Origin of the sequence: Lentzea sp. NPDC059081, from assembly GCF_042738015.1 — a bacterium.
GTDB lineage: Bacteria > Actinomycetota > Actinomycetes > Mycobacteriales > Pseudonocardiaceae > Lentzea.
Genome location: NZ_JBHYGW010000004.1, coordinates 322,495 through 337,827, shown reverse-complemented (window position 1 = coordinate 337,827; position 15,333 = coordinate 322,495). Strand labels below are relative to the sequence as shown.

The window sequence follows — 15,333 nt, the reverse complement described above, 5'->3', positions numbered from 1 at the left end:
AAGGCCCGCGCCTGACAGATCGCTGACGGAGAACTCAGCAGGCGCCCTGGTCGCGCCAGACGCCCCACTCACCGGTGGTGCCGGGCTCCTCGTTCTGCGTCCACCACTGGGCCTTCCACTTGCGGCCCTTGTGCGACACCTCGTTGCCTCCCGTGTAGACCTTCGAGCTCTCCCACGCCGGCAGCGAACACACCGGGGCAGTCGTCGTGGTCGTGGTGGTCGTGGTGGTCGTCGTCGAGGTCGGCGTGGTGCCGCCGCCGATGCGCGGGTAGTCGGCGGTGATCGCGTAGGACTGGCCGCCGAAGGTGAACACGAAGTTCGACGGCGTGGCGATCGGCAGCTGGTAGCTCACGGTCAGCTCGATCGACGCGCCCGGTGCGAGCGACTGCCACGACGGGAGGGTGAGCTCCGCCTTCTGGAAGTCGCCGCGCAGGCCGCCGACGTTGGCGCCGCTGTGGCCCTTCGACGTGATCCGGAGTCCGAAGCCGGACTGGTCGGCCATGCTGCCGGGGGCGCTGGTGCCGTAGTCGAACGTGATCTTCGTGCTGCCGGGGATCGTCACCGAGGAGCGGTTGGTGAACTTGATCTTCGGCGTGATCGGGTAGTTGTTGTCGCCCAATGCGAAGCCGTAGACGTCCACGTCGACCGCCAGCGACTGGGTCTGCTGCGCGGAAGCCTTCGAAGCGCCGTAGGGAGCGGCGCCGTTCAGGCCCGAGTTGATGGTCGACAGCAGCGTGTCGCCCATGAAGTACTCGTTCTTGGCGGAGTCGAAGCGGTAGTCGCCGGCGAGCTCCCAGATCATGATGCCGCCGAGCCCCTTGTCGCGCACGTACTTCGCCTTCTCGGCGATGGACTGCTCGGTCTCGGTGGAGAGGAACACCTTCTTGTCGTCGTTCCACAGCCACGGCGACTTCAGCGTCGAGTCGTAGTACGGCGTGTAGGTGCCGGTGAGGCGGTCGGTCGGGTCGTTGGCCGGGTCGAGGCCGTACTGGGCGCCGTAGGAGCCGGTGATCTTGGCTTCGAGGTTCTTCGTGTGCCACAACGGGTTCACGCCGGACGGGACCTCGGCGCCACCGGCGGTGACGTCGTGCCACAGGTTGTCGATGCCGGCCGCGCCGTTGCCGCACGGGGTGGTCGAGCCGACCGCGGAACCGGTGCCGGGCGGGCACTGCGACTGGTTCGGCAGAGCTGCCTTGCCCCAGAGGCCGTTCGTGCCGCCGGTGACGCCCTGCCAGCCGCGCGAGTAGAACGGCACGCCGATGTTGATGCGTCCGGCCTGCATGGCGCCGCGGTAGTAGTGGTACGCCCAGTCGGTGTTGAGATAGCCCATGCCCTCGTACTGCGGCGCCGTGTACACGCCACCGGCCGAGAGCTCGCCGTCCTTGCCGTCGTCGTAGAGCGCGGCGTTCGGGCCGACGAAGTGGTTCCACGAGCCGTGCAGGTCGTAGCTCATGACGTTGAGGTAGTCGAGGTACTTGACGACCTGGTACGACTCCTGGCCGCGCAGCAGCCAGCCGGACGCGGGGACGGCGGCGGTCAGCAGGTAGTGCTTGCCGTCGGCGGCGCCGGCGCGGTCGAGCTTCTCGCGCAGCGTCTTCATGATCGCCTGGTAGCCGGTCCACAGCGTGCCGCGGTTGGCGTTGGAGATCCAGAAGTCGTCGGGGTTGCCGGCGTGGTTGTTGGACGTCGCGTACTCGTAGTCGATGTCGGCGCCGTTGAAGCCGTACTGGCGCAGGAAGGTGACGACGGAGTCGGCGAACGTGTCGATCGCGGCCTGGTTCTGGCCGAGCTTGTAGAAGCCGCCGGAGGCGTTGCGGGTGCCGTCGGCGTTGAAGAAGCCGCCGGTCTCGGCCCAGCCGCCGATCGAGATCAGCGTCTTGACGTCCGGGTACTGCTTCTTGAACTTCGTCAGCTGGTTGAAGTGGCCCTTGTAGGGCACGGACGGGTCCATCTCGGCGCCGGCGACACCGGGCCACTCCATGCCGATCGACGAGTTCGTGGCGCTGTTGTCACCGACGGAGATCTTGTTCTGGCCGTCGATGTGCGCGAACGCGTAGTTGAGGTGCGTGACCTTGTTCCAGGGGATGTCCTTGGCGAGGTAGCCGGGCTGGCCGTTCTTGCCGGTGCGCCAGCTGGTGAAGTACCCGATGACGCGGCGGGACTTGTCGGCACCGAGGTTCTCGCGTCCGGCGGTGTCGTAGACCGTGCAGTAGGGCGACTCGACGCCCGGCGTCTTGTAGAGCCCGTCCGGCCGGCAGTCCTCGTGGGCAGCGGCTGCGGTGGGCGCGTTCGTCACCGCAATCAGGGTCCCGGCTAGCAGGGCTAGTACCGGGACCACTCTCGTGAGCAGTCGCAAGGGAAGGACCTCCTGGCTAGGGCGGCGGCCACTGCCGGGAACCGTAAAATGGTCCAGACCTTTGCGTCAACACCCGATCACTGTCATACGTTGTCAGTGAATCGGTTTAGCGTCCGTTTCCATGAGCGAGAACGATTTCGACTTCTTCCACGGCCGGTGGCACGTGGCCAACCGCAAGATCGACGACATCCCCGGACGCGGCACCGAGTGGGTCGAGTTCGAGTCGGAGTCGGAGGCACGGCCGGTGCTCGGCGGCGGCGCGAACGTCGACAGCATCCGCGCCGCGGACTGGGAGGGCTTCACCCTGCGGCAGTACGACCCCGCCGACGACGTGTGGCGGATCTGGTGGGCGTCGAGCCGCGCCCCCGGCAGGCTCGACCCGCCGCTCGAGGGCCGGTTCGACGACGGGCACGGCGTCTTCTTCGGCGACGACGTGGTCGGCGGGCACGCGGTGAGGCTCCGGTTCGACTGGACCGCGGGCGACGAACCCGTGTGGCAGCAGGCCTTCTCCTACGACGGTGGCGAGACCTGGGAGACGAACTGGGTCATGCGCTTCACCCGCGCGTAGCGCTCAGTGGTGGTGCTGGTGGACCACGGCGTGCCCGCGGCCACGCGCGATCATCCACCGGTTCACCGGCACCGTCACGACGAACGCGATCGCCAGCGAGAACACCAACGACACCCAGAACAACCAGGTCGCCAGGCCGGTCTCCATGGCGCCGGGCACGAGCAGCATCACGGCGTTGTCGACGACCTCCATCACGGCGATCGACACGGTGTCGGCGGCCAGCGCGACCCCGATGGCCGCCTTGAACGCGAGACCGGAGCGCAGCACCGGGCGGATCGTCAGCGAGTAGCCGAACACGAACGCGAGCACCACGGACAGCACGACCGTGGCGAGGTTGTGCCAGCCCAGCGCCGTGCCGACGACCATGCCGAGCACCTCGCCGATCGCGCAGCCGGTGAGGCAGTGCAGCGTCGCGGAGATCGCCTGCCGGGTGAGGCTCACGGGTGCGTGGTCCATCTCGTCCTCCTTCAAGGCCCACCCGAAGGTACCCCTAGGGGGTATTGACGGCAACAGATACCCCCGTAGGGTTTGTCCCGTGACGAGGCGCCGGCTCACCCAGTGGGTGCTGCTGGGCGCGCTCGTCCTCGCCGTCGCGGGGATGCACCACGTGGCGACCGCGGAAACCCCGCACACCGGGCACGCGGTCACCCACCAGCAGGAACCCGTGCCGCCGCACGACCACGACCTGCTGCACCTGTGCCTCGCGGTGCTGGTCGCGGCCGCCGTCGCGCTCACGGTCCGGTTCCTCGTCCGGACGGCGCTCCCCCGGGACGCGGTGGCCACGACCGAGGCGCCGCTGCGCACACCCCAGCGTCCGCCACCGGGTGGCAGACCACTTCTCACGACTCTCTGCGTGCTGCGGAACTGAGTTCCTCAGTCCATTCAGCACTGTCCACACACGCGGAGAGAGAAACCCCTTGAAGAAGTCCCTCATCGGGGCTGCCGTCGGCATGCTCGTTTTGAGCGCCTGCGGTGGTTCCACGCACAACGACGCGGACGTGACGTTCGCGCAGAGCATGGTCCCGCACCACGAGCAGGCGCTGGACATGGCGGAACTGGTGCCGTCGCGCAGCAGCAACGACAAGGTGCGCGCGCTCGCCGACCGCGTCGAGAAGGCTCAGAAGCCGGAGATCGCGCGGATGAACGAGTGGCTCGCCGAGTGGGGCGCCGGCACGAAGCATGAAGGCCACGACATGGCCGGAATGACGGGCCACGACGACATGGCCGGACTGGAGAACTCGAGCGGCGCCGAGTTCGACCGCAGGTGGCTCGACCTGATGATCAAGCATCACGAAGGCGCCGTCGCGATGGCGAGGACCGAGCTCGACCAGGGTCAGGACGAGGACGCCCGGAAGCTCGCCAGGGCCGTCGCCGACGGTCAGCAGCAGGAGATCACCGAGATGGAGGACCTGCTGAGGACCCTGTGAGACCGCGGGGGCCGGGACCTCCCCGGCCCCCGTGCCATCATGGCGATCATGACGCTCACCTTCGCGGTCATCCCCACCCACGACCGCCCGGCCGAGCTGCGGCAGACCCTCGCGACCCTCGGCCTCCCGCCCGAGCGCGTCCTGGTCGTCGACAACGCGAGCACCCCGCCCGTCTCGGACGTCGAGGCCTGCGTGCTCCGCGACGAGGAGCAGCCGCCGAACATCTACCGGCTGTGGAACCTCGGCCTCGACTGGGCGCACGACCGGGCGGGCGGCGAGAAGTACGCGGTGGCCGTCCTGAACGACGACCTGGTGCTGCCGCGGGGTTTCCTCGACGAGATGACCGCCGCGCTCGACGAGTACGGCGCCTCCATCGCCTACCCCGACCGGTCAGGGGACAACGAGACCTGGCACAACACCGAGCAGGGCCCGGTCCTCAAACCCCACCGCATGACGGGCTACGCGTTCGTGGTCGACGGGCAGTCGGGGCTGCGTGCCGACGAGCGGTTCCGCTGGTGGTATGGCGACGACGACCTGGAGTGGCGGGCGCAGGCGCTCGGCGGCACCGTCCGCGTTGGTGGCGTAACCGTGGAACACCTGTACAGCAACGACTCCACGTACGGCAGTCCCGTCCTCCACGCGCAGACCGAAGTGGACGCTCAGACGTTCATCGCGAAGTGGGGCAGGCCGTCCTGGATCTTTCCCGCAGACAGTTAGACGGGAACAGTCAGATCTGGGTCAGCACCAGACCGCCCGCCATCAGCAGCAGGCACGCCAGGCCGTGCACGACGGGGTTGCGCACCAGCAGCGCCACGAACTCCCGCAGGAACGCGCTCGGCACGAAGTACCAGGCCGTGGGCGCGCCGATGACCTGCAGCCGCAGGCCGTGGTTGCGCGAGAGCACGGCGGTGCGGAACACGTGGTAGTTGTTCGTGACGGCGACGACCCGGCCGGTGTGGCCGCGTTCGGCCAGCAACGCCTTGCTGTACAGGAGGTTCTCGTCGGTCGTGGTCGCCTGGTCCTCCATCACGATCTCGTCGTCCGGGATGCCGCGCTCGACCAGATACTCGCGCATCGCGAACGCCTCGGACACCTCCTCGTCCGCGCCCTGACCGCCCGTCACGACGATGACCGGTGTCCGGCCCGCGGCGCGTTCGCGGTGGTAGAGCCGCATGGCGCGGTCGAGGCGGTTCGCCAGCAGCTTGGGCACGCGGGAGCCGATGAGGCCCGCGCCGAGCACGATGATTCCGTCGAACCCGCTGCGGCGGCCGGTGCGGCCGTAGATCACCGAGTACAGCAGCAGGCTCACGAACAGGAACGCGATGTAGGCCGAGACCAGGAACAGGCCGATGGCGCTGCCGCGGATCCAGTCGTTGGGCTGGCTGATGCCCCAGGCGAAGTACGCCATCTCTCCCAGCAGGGCGAGGCCCGCGAGCAACGACAGCAGGTTGCCCAGCGACCGGCCCTCCCTGCGGACCATGACCATGCCGTTGGCCAGCAGGGCGAGCGGGAGCAGCAGCAGGCCGACGACGGCCAGGAGGAACGCGAACGCGAGCGGCAGGCTGAGCACCGGGTTGTCCTGCCCGACGTCCGCGAGCAGCAGCAACAGCATCACGAGGGCGATGCCGAGCCAGATCGCGTTGCTCAGCCTGCGCCGGTCGCGCACCATCCCGAGCACGAAGAAGGCGGCGGGGATGAGGAACAGCAGCGCGGCGAGCACCGCGCAAGAGTAGTACCGGTGATCACCCGGTGCTCTCGGGCTCCTGTTCCGGAACGGGCTTCGGGCGCGGCCTGAGCCGCACCGCGCCCGTCGTGAGGTCGAGAGGCCCGGTCTCCTCGTAGTCCTCGCCGGTGCCGGCGTCCGTCGCCTCGCGACGGACCTTCGGCCCCGGGAACAACTCGCCCAACTGTCCCATGCCCGCGAGGTTACCCCCAGCAGAGGGTCACCTCAGAAGATGGCGATGAGCAGCACGATCACGGCGATCGCGATGGCCACGAGGACCCAGGTGGATCCCGCGGGCCTGCGGTAGTGGCTGCGGACCGTGGTGGTCCGGAAGAAGCTGTACGGCGCGCTGCGGCGGTGCCGGCGGACCCAGGGCATCTCGTCCTCCTGACGGTGGGCTTGTCAGGTCGGGGATACCCCGGTCCGCAACCTCTCCTTTACTCCAGCCAGACCAATTTCGGCGACTCGCGTGTCACCGATGTCGTTGCCGTGCAGGACCTCGTGCCACGGGCCGAGCTTGTGCCAGATCAACGCCCTCTCCCGCAGCTCGTCCGTGACGCCGTAGGTGTCGGCGAGCGCGGCGGCGAACTCGGGCGGCGTGGCGTGCAGCGTCCAGGCGAGGTCGATGGCCGCGTCCCCGATGTGCAGGTCGCCGAAGTCGATCACCCCGGTCAGTGCGCCGTCGTGGCCCAGGACGTGCTCAGGTCCGAGGTCGCCGTGCACGACCGTGTCCGCGGGCAGGTCGCCGAGCCGGGCCAGCAGCTCCTCCCCGCCCGGCACGCGCACCTCCGCCCGGAAGCGCTCGACCGGCAGCACCAGGGGTCCCACGCCAAGCAGGGCGGCCTCGTCCACAGAGGACGCGTGCAGCGCGAGCAGGAACTCCCCCAGCTGCCGGCCCATCGGCGCGGTCAGGTCGGCGACCTCGGCACCGGGTACGAACGCGTGCCGGACCACCACGGGTGAGGACGACACGACCTCCGGCACCGGGACGGGCAACGGCAGACGGGGCGCGAGCCACGGCATCACGACCGCCTCGCGCAGGAGCTGCGGCCCGATCTCCTCGCGGCGTGGCCGTCGTTCCACCCACCCGTCGACCAGGACGGCCGTGCTGTCCCAGCCCTCACCCAGGTACGTCACGCGCACAGTGTCACCCGAGAGGCAGAATTCGCGGATGGCCGCCTCCGTGTCCTCCAAGCTGCTGTCGCTGCTCGGCACCTTCGACGCCCGCCACCGCCGCCAGACGCTCAGCGGCATCGCGCGGCGCGGCGGGCTCCCGGTCAGCACGGCGCACCGGCTGCTGGCCGAGCTGGAGCAGTGGGGCGCGGTGCGGCGGCTGGAGACCGGCGAGTACGTGATCGGCCGGCGGATCTGGCGGCTCGGGCTGCTCGCGGCGGGCGAGGTGGACCTCAGCCGGGTCGCGGAGCCGTTCCTGCACGACCTGCACGCCGCGACGCGGGCCGTGGTGCACCTGGCCGTGCGGGAGGGCGCGGAGGTCCTGTACCTCGACCGGGTGTCGGGGCACGCGTCGGTGCCGATCGTGAGCACGACCGGAAGCCGGTTGCCGTTGCACTCGACCGGTGTCGGGAAGGTGCTGCTCGCGCACGCGCCCGCGGAGGTGCAGGAGGAGGTGCTCACGCACGGACTGACGCGGCTCACGGCGTTCACGGTCACCGAACCGGGGCGGATGCGCGCGCAGCTGCACCGCATCCGGCGGGACGGCTACGCGCAGACGTTCGAGGAGATGACGCTCGGCGCGTGCAGCGTCGCGGTACCGGTCGAAGTGGACGGTCACGTCGTCGCGGCGCTGGGCATCGTGGTGCCGGACCTGCGCACCGTGCGGGCGCGGCTGGTGTCGGCACTGCAGGTGGCGGCCCACGGGATCAGCCGGACGCTGGAGCCCGGTTTCCACCCACCGGAAGAAAAGCTTGGATGATCGCCCCCTTGCCTGTTGAATCTTCAACCGTGGCAAGCGAAACGCGTCAGCTCTTCATCGGCGGCGAAAGCGTTCCGGCGCTGGAAGGCCGTACCACCGACGACCTCAACCCGTTCACGGGCGAGGTCCACGCCGTCGTCGCCGCGGGGAGCGTCGAGGACGTCACCCGAGCCGTCGACGCGGCCCAGGAGGCCTTCGCCGGCTGGGCGGCCACCCCGCCGTCCGCGCGGCGCAAGATCCTGCTGAAGGCCGCCGACCTGCTGGAGACCCGCACGGCGGAGGTCGTGGCGCTCATGGCCGCCGAGGTGGGCGGCGTGGGCGGCTGGGCGGGGTTCAACGTGGTGCTGGCGTCGAACATCCTGCGCGAGGCCGCCGCCGCGGTCAGCCAGCCGGTCGGCGAGGTGCTGACGACGGACACGCCCGGTCAGCTGTCGCTCGCCCTCCGCGAGCCGCTCGGCGTCGTCGCGGCGTTCGCGCCGTGGAACGCCCCGGTCATCCTGAGCACGCGGGCCGTCGCCGCGCCGCTGGCCGCCGGCAACACCGTGGTGCTCAAGCCCAGCGAGGACGCGCCGATCGCGGCCGGGCTGTTCATCGCCGGGGTGCTGCACGAGGCGGGCCTGCCGGCGGGCGTGCTCAACGTCGTCACCAACGCCCCCGAGGACGCCGCCGAGGTCGCGAAGGCACTGATCACCGACTCGCGCGTGCGGGCCGTGAACTTCACCGGCTCCACCGAGGTCGGCCGGATCGTCGGGACGCTGGCCGCGCAGCACCTCAAGCCCGCCGTGCTGGAGCTCGGCGGCAAGAACTCGCTGCTGGTCCTCGACGACGCCGACCTCGACCACTCGGTCGACGCGGCCACGTTCGGCTCGTTCCACAACGCGGGCCAGATCTGCATGTCGGTCGACCGCGTCCTGGTGCACGAGTCGGTGGCCGAGGAGTTCACCGCGAAGCTCGTCGCCAAGGTCGGCTCGCTGCCGCACGGCGACCCGGCCGACCCCGGCACCGTCATCGGCCCGGTCATCAACCAGCGCTCCGCCGACCGCGTCGCCAACCTCGTCGCGGAGGCCGTCGAGAACGGAGCCCGCGTCCGGACGGGCAACGACGGCACCGCGACCGTGCTGGACAACGTGTCGCCGTCGATGCGGATCTTCCGGGAGGAGATCTTCGGCCCGGCCGTGGTCGTCGTGCCCGTCGCGGACGACGACGAGGCCGTGGCCATCGCGAACGACACCGAGCACGGCCTCACCGCGGGCATCATGACCGAGGACTCGCAGCGCGGGTTCGGGCTGGCGCGGCGGATCCAGACCGGCATCGTGCACGTCGGCAACCAGACGGTGGACGACGAGCCGCAGGCGCCGTTCGGCGGGGTGAAGGCCAGCGGCTACGGGCGGTTCGGCGGCCGGTGGGGCGTCGAGGCGTTCTCGGCGACGCGCTGGGTCACGATCGCGAGCGAGCACGGCCACTTCCCGTTCTGAGACGAGCGCGGCTGGACGAAGAAGCCGCCCTGGCCCGCCACTAGCCCACCAGTCCCGCCTCGTGCGCGACGATCGCCGCCTGCACCCGGTTCTCCGCTCCGAGCCGGGTCAGGATGGCGCTCACGTGCCCCTTCACCGTGCCCTCCACGAGGTCGAGGCGCCGGGCGATCCGCGCGTTCGACAGCCCCTCCCCCAGCAACGCGAGCACGTCCCGTTCCCGCGCGGTCAACGCCGCCACGCGCGACCGGGCGTCGCTCACCCGTCCCGACCGGAACCGGGTGATCATCCGCGCGGCGACCTTGGGCGCGAGGTAGGCGCCGCCGGAGGCCACCGCGTGCACGCCCGCGATCAGCTCCCGCGGGTCGCCCGACTTCAGCAGGAACCCGCGGGCGCCGCCGTCGAGCGCCTGCTCCAGGTAGCCGTCGTCGTTGAACGTCGTCAGCATCGCGACGCCGAACCCCAGCCGGGCCAGCTCCCGCGCGGCTCCGAGGCCGTCGAGGCGGGGCATCCGGATGTCGAGCACGGCCACGTCCGGCCGGTGCTTGAGCGCCAGGTCCACGGCCTCCCGGCCGTCGGCGGCCTCGGCGACGACCTCGATCTCCGCGTCCGAACCGAGGATGGCCCGCACGCCGGCGCGCACCATCGCCTCGTCGTCGGCGAGCAGGACGCGGATCACGACACCCCCGGAAGCGTGGCGACCAGCTCGAACCTGCCGCCGCCGCGGCTGGTCCGCAGCGTACCGCCGGCGAGCCGCACCCGTTCGCGCAACGCGACCAGGCCCAGCCTGCTGCCCGGACCCCGCCGGAACCCGGTGTCGTTGTGCGCCTCCACGACCGTCGTGCCGTCCGCCGTCGTCACCTTCAACGACAGCAAGGACTTCGGCGCGTGCTTGGCGGCGTTCGTCAGCGCCTCCTGCACGATCCGGCGCACGGTCGGTTCCACTGTGGACGGCACGGCTCCGTCCACTGAGAACTCGACGCGCAACCCGGCCGCCACCGCGCGGTCCACCAGCTCGTGCAGCCCCGAGACCGGCGGCGGGTCGCCGTCGCGCAGCAGGAACACCAGGTCGGCGAGGCGGTCCGTGGCACCGGCGGCCGTCCCGCGCAGTGCGGCGGCGGCAGCCTGGTGCTCGGCGGGCAGGGTCAGCTCCAGCGCGCCCGCCTGCAGCGCGAGCAGGCTCAGCTCGTGGCCCAGCGTGTCGTGGACCTCGTGCGCGATCCGGGCACGTTCCCGCAGGTGAGCGGCCTCGGCACCGGCGGCGGCCAGCGCGGCCTGCTGGTGTGCGGCCCGCCCGAGGAACCACGGCAGCGCGACCACCAGCCCCACCAGCACGACCCCGGTCAGCCCACCGGCGACACCGCCGGCGAACAGCAGCGCCGGCCACGGTGACGCGGTCCGGCGTCCCAGCAGGAACGCGACCGCGAACAACGGGACGCACACCGCGGCCGTCCACGGTGGAACACCGGGGTCCATGAAGAACGAGGTGACCACGGCCGCGGCGACGCACGCCCCGAGCGCACCTGCTCTCAACGCCTCCACCTGACCACCGCCACGCTGATGTTCATCACGCTCGACACGCCCAACCACACCACAAGCGGCAGCGAATAGTGCGCCAACTGGAAGAACGTGATGTCGCGCCCACCGCCGTAGAGCAGCCCGAGCAACGTCGGCAACGCCAGCAGCACGCCCAGCGGCACGAACCTCAGCACCTGCCACGCCCTGGGGAACCGGCGCGGTCGTCGCAACGCACGTACGCACAACCCGATGGACAGCAACGTCAACGCGGCGAGCACCAGATCGATCGGCAACCGGTAGGACGACGGCTCGGGCGGCGTTTCACCGTCGAGGACGTCCGCGATGCCGTTCTCCAAGGCGTACGTGCCCTCGTTGCCCAGCGTGACTCCGCTGGTGGACATGACCGCGATGCCGTAGCCGGACTTCGTGAGCAGCTGGCCCGCGGTGGCGGTGAACCAGATCCCGCTGTGCCGCAGCTGTCCCTGGGAGTCCTGCTGCCAGCCCATCCCGTCCCGCGGCGCCAGCGAGGGTTGCGCGGCGAGCCACTTCGCCATGTCCGCGGCGGTGGTGACCACCCCGTCCGACCCGGCGACGAACCGGTCGGGTTCGTTCAGGGGCACCGAGATCCCGTAGGCGTAGCCGTACCCGCGCCGGAAGTCCGCTGGCAGATCCCGTGGCGTCACGTCGATCGCGACGGTCTCGGTCATGCCGAGCGGCTGGAAGACGTGCTTCGCCAGGTAGGCGTCGAACGACTCCCCGGACGCGATCTCCACCAGTCGCGCGGCCAGGTGGTAGTTCGTGTTGGTGTAGCGGAACTGCCCGTCCGGCTCGGCGGACCGCAAGGCCTCACGGGCCCGGTCCACCGCCTCCGCCGGGGAGTTCGGCTGCGTCAGGCTCTTCTCCGGCAGCGTGCGGTCGCTGATACCGGACTTGTGGGCGAGCAGCTGGCGCGGCGTGACGCGCGAGTCGAACACGGGCCGGTCCAGGTCGATCTTGCCGGCGTCCGCGAGCTGCCGGACCGCCAGTGCCGTGAACGACTTGCTGACCGACGCGATCGCCATCTTGGTGTGCCCGGTGATGGGCGCGCCGGCCGAGTCGTGCCCGAAGCCCTGCACCGCGACGACCTCGTCGCCTCGGGTGATCGCGACGGCGACGCCGGGATACGAGGAGCCGGCCATGAAGGACGAAACCAGGAGGGCGAGCGCTGCGAGGTTCATGCCCGGAAACCTAGGAACCGCGACGCCCGTGAACCCGACCCGGAAGACAGGACGGACCCCCGACGAAAGTCAGGGGTCCGCCCGGTGGATGCGAGATCAGTGACCCGCGGCCATCTCCGCCGCCAGCCGGTCGTCGCCGCTCATCTCCTTGAGCGGCTTCTCCTTGATGAACAGCACCGCCAGCAGCGCGAGCACCGCGAACGGCGCGCCCACCAGGAAGATCTCCGCGGTCGCCGTCGCGTAGATGTCGGCGATCACGGCCTTGATCTCCGGCGGCAGCACCGAGAGGTCCGGCACCTGGTCGCCGCCCGTGGTGAGGCCGCCCATCGGGCCGAACTTCTCGGCCGCGAGCGAGGAGACCTTGCTCGCGAGCACCGCGCCCAGCGCCGAGACGCCGATCGCGCCGCCCAGCGAGCGGAAGAACGTCAGCGTCGACGTGGTCGCGCCGAGGTCCTTGGCCGGCACGTCGTTCTGGGCCGCCAGCACCAGGTTCTGCATCAGCAGGCCGACGCCGACGCCGAGCACGAACATGTCGACGGACACCATGAACACCGTGGTCTGCGCGGTGATCGTGGACAGCAGCAGCAGGCCGCCGACCATGATGACGCCACCGGAGACCAGGTACGCCTTCCACCTGCCGAACTTCGTGATCAGCTGACCGGCCACGGTCGACGAGACCAGCAGGCCGAAGATCAGCGGCAGGCCCATCAGGCCGGCCTGCGTCGGCGACTTGAACAGCGCGAGCTGGAAGTACTGCGACAGGAACACCGTGCCGCCGAACATCGCGACGCCGACCAGGGCGCTGGCGACGGTCGCGAGCGCCACCGTGCGGTTGCGGAAGATCGACAGCGGCACGATCGGGTCGTGCGCGGTGGCCTCGACGCGGACGGCCGCGGCCAGCAGCAGCACGCCGAGCGTGACGAGACCGGCGGTCCAGGCGGACGCCCACTCGAACTTCTGCCCGGCGAGCGACGACCAGATCAGCAGCGTCGACACACCGGACACGATCAGGAACGCGCCGAGGTAGTCGATCTTCGTCTCCTCCTTGCGCACGACCGGCAGGTGCAGGGTGCGCTGGAGCAGGTAGATCGCGGCGAGCGTGAACGGGATGCCGATGAAGAAGCACCAGCGCCAGCCCAGCCACGACGTGTCGACGAGCAGGCCGCCGATCAGCGGGCCCGCGACCGTGCCGACGCCGAACACGGCGCCGAACATGCCGGAGTACTTGCCGAGCTCGCGCGGCGGGATCATCGCGGCCATCACGATCGTGGCGAGCGCCGTGACGCCGCCGGCGCCCAGGCCCTGCACGACGCGGCTGACGATCAGCATCTCGATGTTCTGCGAGAAGCCCGCGATCAGCGAGCCCACGACGAACAGGCTCAGCGACGCCTGGATCAGCAGCTTGCGGCTGTAGAGGTCGGCGAGCTTGCCCCACAGCGGCACGGTGGCCGTCATCGCGAGCAGCTCGACCGTGACGATCCAGGCGAAGATCGACTGCGAGCCCTTCAGGTCGGCGACGATGCGCGGCAGCGCGTTCGACACGATGGTGCTCGCCAGGATGGACACGAACATGCCGAGCATGAGGCCCCACAGTGCCTGCATGACCTCGCGTCTGCTGTGCGTCGGTGCCACTTCCGCTTCGGTGCTCATGAGGTTCCCCCTTCGTCGTGGTGCGGCACGTGAGCCAGCCCGGTGCCGAACATCTCGAGCGCCTCGCCGACCAGGTCGCCCAGCGCCAGCGTGTCGTCCGCTGCCCACCTCGTGACCGCGCAGCGGAACGCGGCGCTGCCGGCGGCGACCAGCAGCCGCGGGTAGGCGTGGGACTCGGGCAGCCCTGCCCGTCGTGCCACCGCCGCCGCGAGCTGCTGCTCCGACTCCGCGCTGCTGGCGAACGCCCTGAGCAGCAGGTCAGGGCGTTGCGTCAGCACTTCCTTGCGCAGCAGCCACAGGTCGCGGGCGCTGTCGAGCTCGTCGGTGATCTCGGCGAGCACCGCCTGCCGGTAGGCGTCGAACGGCGTGACCCCGTCCGCGGCGGCGAGGACGCGCCCGGCCACCCGCGGTCCCATCTCGGGGTCCGCGCCGATCAGCGCCTCGTCCTTGCTCGCGAAGTAGTTGAAGAACGTGCGCATCGAGACGTCGGCCTCGGCGGCGATCTCCTCCACCGTCACGTGGTCGTAGCCGCGCTCGGCGGAGAGCCGCACGGTCGCCCGCTCCAGCGCCGCACGCGTGCGGCGCTTCTTGCGGTCGCGCAGGCTCTCCCCCGGCTGGTTCACACGGGACAGCGTACGGACTTTTTTGCACTCACTGCAAGTTTGCAGTTTGTGAAGTAGATCGCCTACGACCAGGGGCTCTTCGGGCGCTCCTGCAGCTCGCCGTCGAGGAAGAGGTCGACCTTCTCGCTGTAGAAGCAGGCCATCCCGGCGATCTTCTGGCTCTCCGGCAGCGGCGACCGGTAGATCCACACCAGGTCGTCGTGCCGCGTGCCGTTCACCTCGACCGACCAGTACGTGGCCGTGCCCTTGTACGGGCACTGCGTCTGCGTGTCCGACGGCCTGAGCAGATCGAACCGGACGTCGCTCAACGGCAGGTAGTACCGCGGTGGAAGGCTCGTCTCGAACAGGATGCGCGGCTGCGTGGACGCCGCCAGCGTCACGCCGTCCAACGCCACCCGCACGTGCCGTGAGCTGTTCAGGACGTCGACGCGCTTGTACGGGTCGCGCGGGTGGACGTAGATCGGTTCGTCCTCCTCCAGCCACTCGTCCATGGCGGCGAAGTCGAACCGGACGAGGTCCCGCAGCTCCTCGATCGGCGAGTCCGGATAGGTGAGCGCCGCCCCGGACGCCGTGCCGCCGGCCGTGACGACGTCGTGGACGACCCCGTCACCCCTGCTCGGCGAGTGCGCCGTCTCCCCCGCCGGCTTCAGCTCGGCGCGCACCGCGGAGAGCGGCAGGTAGTAGGCGGGGTAGTGCGGGATCTCCCAGACCAGGCGCGGCGAGATCGTGTCCGCGACCAGCTCGCCACCGAAGTACGCACGGACCCGCTTCGCCGAGTTCTCGACCCGCACCCGGCCACGCTGCTCGTTGCCCATGTCTCATGGCAACACGGAACCGCCCGCCGCG

General features: G+C 70.3%; 18 protein-coding genes. 6 read left to right on the top strand and 12 right to left on the bottom strand.

The window, feature by feature from the left end; translation table 11 throughout:
* Window positions 1-34 precede the first annotated feature (34 nt).
* A complete protein-coding gene (locus ACFWV3_RS12070; RefSeq protein ID WP_382411331.1) occupies window positions 35-2,302 on the bottom strand; it encodes a glycosyl hydrolase family 18 protein in 2,268 nt (755 codons plus the stop codon).
* 175 nt (window positions 2,303-2,477) lie between these two features.
* On the opposite strand from ACFWV3_RS12070, the gene ACFWV3_RS12065 reads away from it, so the two are divergent.
* Window positions 2,478-2,924 carry a hypothetical protein gene (locus ACFWV3_RS12065; protein ID WP_382411088.1) on the top strand — a complete coding sequence of 149 codons (447 nt, stop codon included), beginning with the start codon at window positions 2,478-2,480 and terminating at the stop codon, window positions 2,922-2,924.
* A 3-nt stretch (window positions 2,925-2,927) separates the two neighbouring features.
* On the opposite strand, the gene ACFWV3_RS12060 is transcribed toward ACFWV3_RS12065, so the two are convergent.
* Window positions 2,928-3,380 (bottom strand): DUF4396 domain-containing protein, encoded by a 453-nt coding sequence (locus ACFWV3_RS12060; protein ID WP_382411086.1) that lies wholly within the window; start codon window positions 3,378-3,380, stop codon window positions 2,928-2,930.
* 79 nt (window positions 3,381-3,459) lie between these two features.
* On the opposite strand from ACFWV3_RS12060, the gene ACFWV3_RS12055 reads away from it, so the two are divergent.
* The 3 genes from ACFWV3_RS12055 to ACFWV3_RS12045 are packed head-to-tail and all read left to right on the top strand — an operon-like array spanning window position 3,460 to window position 5,068.
* Window positions 3,460-3,792 (top strand): hypothetical protein, encoded by a 333-nt coding sequence (locus ACFWV3_RS12055; protein ID WP_382411084.1) that lies wholly within the window; start codon window positions 3,460-3,462, stop codon window positions 3,790-3,792.
* Between the two features lie 49 nt (window positions 3,793-3,841).
* Window positions 3,842-4,351: a DUF305 domain-containing protein gene (locus ACFWV3_RS12050; protein ID WP_382411081.1), complete on the top strand. Its 510-nt coding sequence runs from the start codon at window positions 3,842-3,844 to the stop codon at window positions 4,349-4,351.
* Window positions 4,352-4,399: 48 nt separating this feature from the next.
* Window positions 4,400-5,068, top strand: a complete 669-nt coding sequence (locus ACFWV3_RS12045; RefSeq protein ID WP_382411079.1) for a glycosyltransferase family 2 protein — start codon at window positions 4,400-4,402, stop codon at window positions 5,066-5,068.
* Window positions 5,069-5,078: 10 nt separating this feature from the next.
* Here ACFWV3_RS12045 and ACFWV3_RS12040 read toward each other — a convergent pair whose 3' ends face one another.
* Genes ACFWV3_RS12040 through ACFWV3_RS12025 form a run of 4 tightly spaced genes read right to left on the bottom strand, consistent with a single transcriptional unit; the run spans window position 5,079 to window position 7,211 of the window.
* Entirely contained in the window at window positions 5,079-6,071 is a 993-nt protein-coding gene (locus ACFWV3_RS12040; RefSeq protein ID WP_382411077.1) for a YdcF family protein, read from the bottom strand.
* A gap of 22 nt (window positions 6,072-6,093) precedes the next feature.
* Window positions 6,094-6,267 (bottom strand): hypothetical protein, encoded by a 174-nt coding sequence (locus ACFWV3_RS12035; RefSeq protein ID WP_382411075.1) that lies wholly within the window; start codon window positions 6,265-6,267, stop codon window positions 6,094-6,096.
* Between the two features lie 32 nt (window positions 6,268-6,299).
* Entirely contained in the window at window positions 6,300-6,452 is a 153-nt protein-coding gene (locus ACFWV3_RS12030; RefSeq protein ID WP_382411073.1) for a hypothetical protein, read from the bottom strand.
* Between the two features lie 24 nt (window positions 6,453-6,476).
* The gene (locus ACFWV3_RS12025; RefSeq protein ID WP_382411071.1) at window positions 6,477-7,211 is read right to left on the bottom strand and encodes an aminoglycoside phosphotransferase family protein; all 735 of its coding nucleotides are present in this window, start codon (window positions 7,209-7,211) and stop codon (window positions 6,477-6,479) included.
* Between the two features lie 34 nt (window positions 7,212-7,245).
* Between ACFWV3_RS12025 and ACFWV3_RS12020 the strand changes: the two genes are divergently transcribed.
* Both ACFWV3_RS12020 and ACFWV3_RS12015 read left to right on the top strand, forming a co-directional pair.
* A complete protein-coding gene (locus ACFWV3_RS12020; RefSeq protein WP_382411069.1) occupies window positions 7,246-8,007 on the top strand; it encodes an IclR family transcriptional regulator in 762 nt (253 codons plus the stop codon).
* 29 nt (window positions 8,008-8,036) lie between these two features.
* Window positions 8,037-9,482 carry an aldehyde dehydrogenase family protein gene (locus tag ACFWV3_RS12015; RefSeq protein ID WP_382411067.1) on the top strand — a complete coding sequence of 482 codons (1,446 nt, stop codon included), beginning with the start codon at window positions 8,037-8,039 and terminating at the stop codon, window positions 9,480-9,482.
* Window positions 9,483-9,522: 40 nt separating this feature from the next.
* Here the strand turns inward: ACFWV3_RS12015 and ACFWV3_RS12010 are convergent, their stop codons facing one another.
* From ACFWV3_RS12010 to ACFWV3_RS11985, 6 genes are all read right to left on the bottom strand, one after another.
* Window positions 9,523-10,158, bottom strand: a complete 636-nt coding sequence (locus ACFWV3_RS12010) for a response regulator (protein WP_382411065.1) — start codon at window positions 10,156-10,158, stop codon at window positions 9,523-9,525.
* The gene (locus ACFWV3_RS12005; protein ID WP_382411063.1) at window positions 10,155-11,012 is read right to left on the bottom strand and encodes a sensor histidine kinase; all 858 of its coding nucleotides are present in this window, start codon (window positions 11,010-11,012) and stop codon (window positions 10,155-10,157) included. Before ACFWV3_RS12005 ends, ACFWV3_RS12010 begins: the two co-directional genes overlap by 4 nt.
* Complete coding sequence (locus tag ACFWV3_RS12000; RefSeq protein ID WP_382411061.1) at window positions 11,009-12,214, bottom strand: serine hydrolase domain-containing protein; 1,206 nt, start codon at window positions 12,212-12,214, stop codon at window positions 11,009-11,011. The genes ACFWV3_RS12005 and ACFWV3_RS12000 overlap by 4 nt, the downstream gene beginning before the upstream one ends.
* 96 nt (window positions 12,215-12,310) lie before the next feature.
* Entirely contained in the window at window positions 12,311-13,864 is a 1,554-nt protein-coding gene (locus ACFWV3_RS11995; protein ID WP_382411059.1) for an MDR family MFS transporter, read from the bottom strand.
* Window positions 13,861-14,487 (bottom strand): TetR/AcrR family transcriptional regulator, encoded by a 627-nt coding sequence (locus ACFWV3_RS11990; protein WP_382411057.1) that lies wholly within the window; start codon window positions 14,485-14,487, stop codon window positions 13,861-13,863. The genes ACFWV3_RS11995 and ACFWV3_RS11990 overlap by 4 nt, the downstream gene beginning before the upstream one ends.
* 62 nt (window positions 14,488-14,549) lie before the next feature.
* The gene (locus ACFWV3_RS11985; protein WP_382411055.1) at window positions 14,550-15,302 is read right to left on the bottom strand and encodes a DUF427 domain-containing protein; all 753 of its coding nucleotides are present in this window, start codon (window positions 15,300-15,302) and stop codon (window positions 14,550-14,552) included.
* Between the last annotated feature and the right edge of the window lie 31 nt (window positions 15,303-15,333).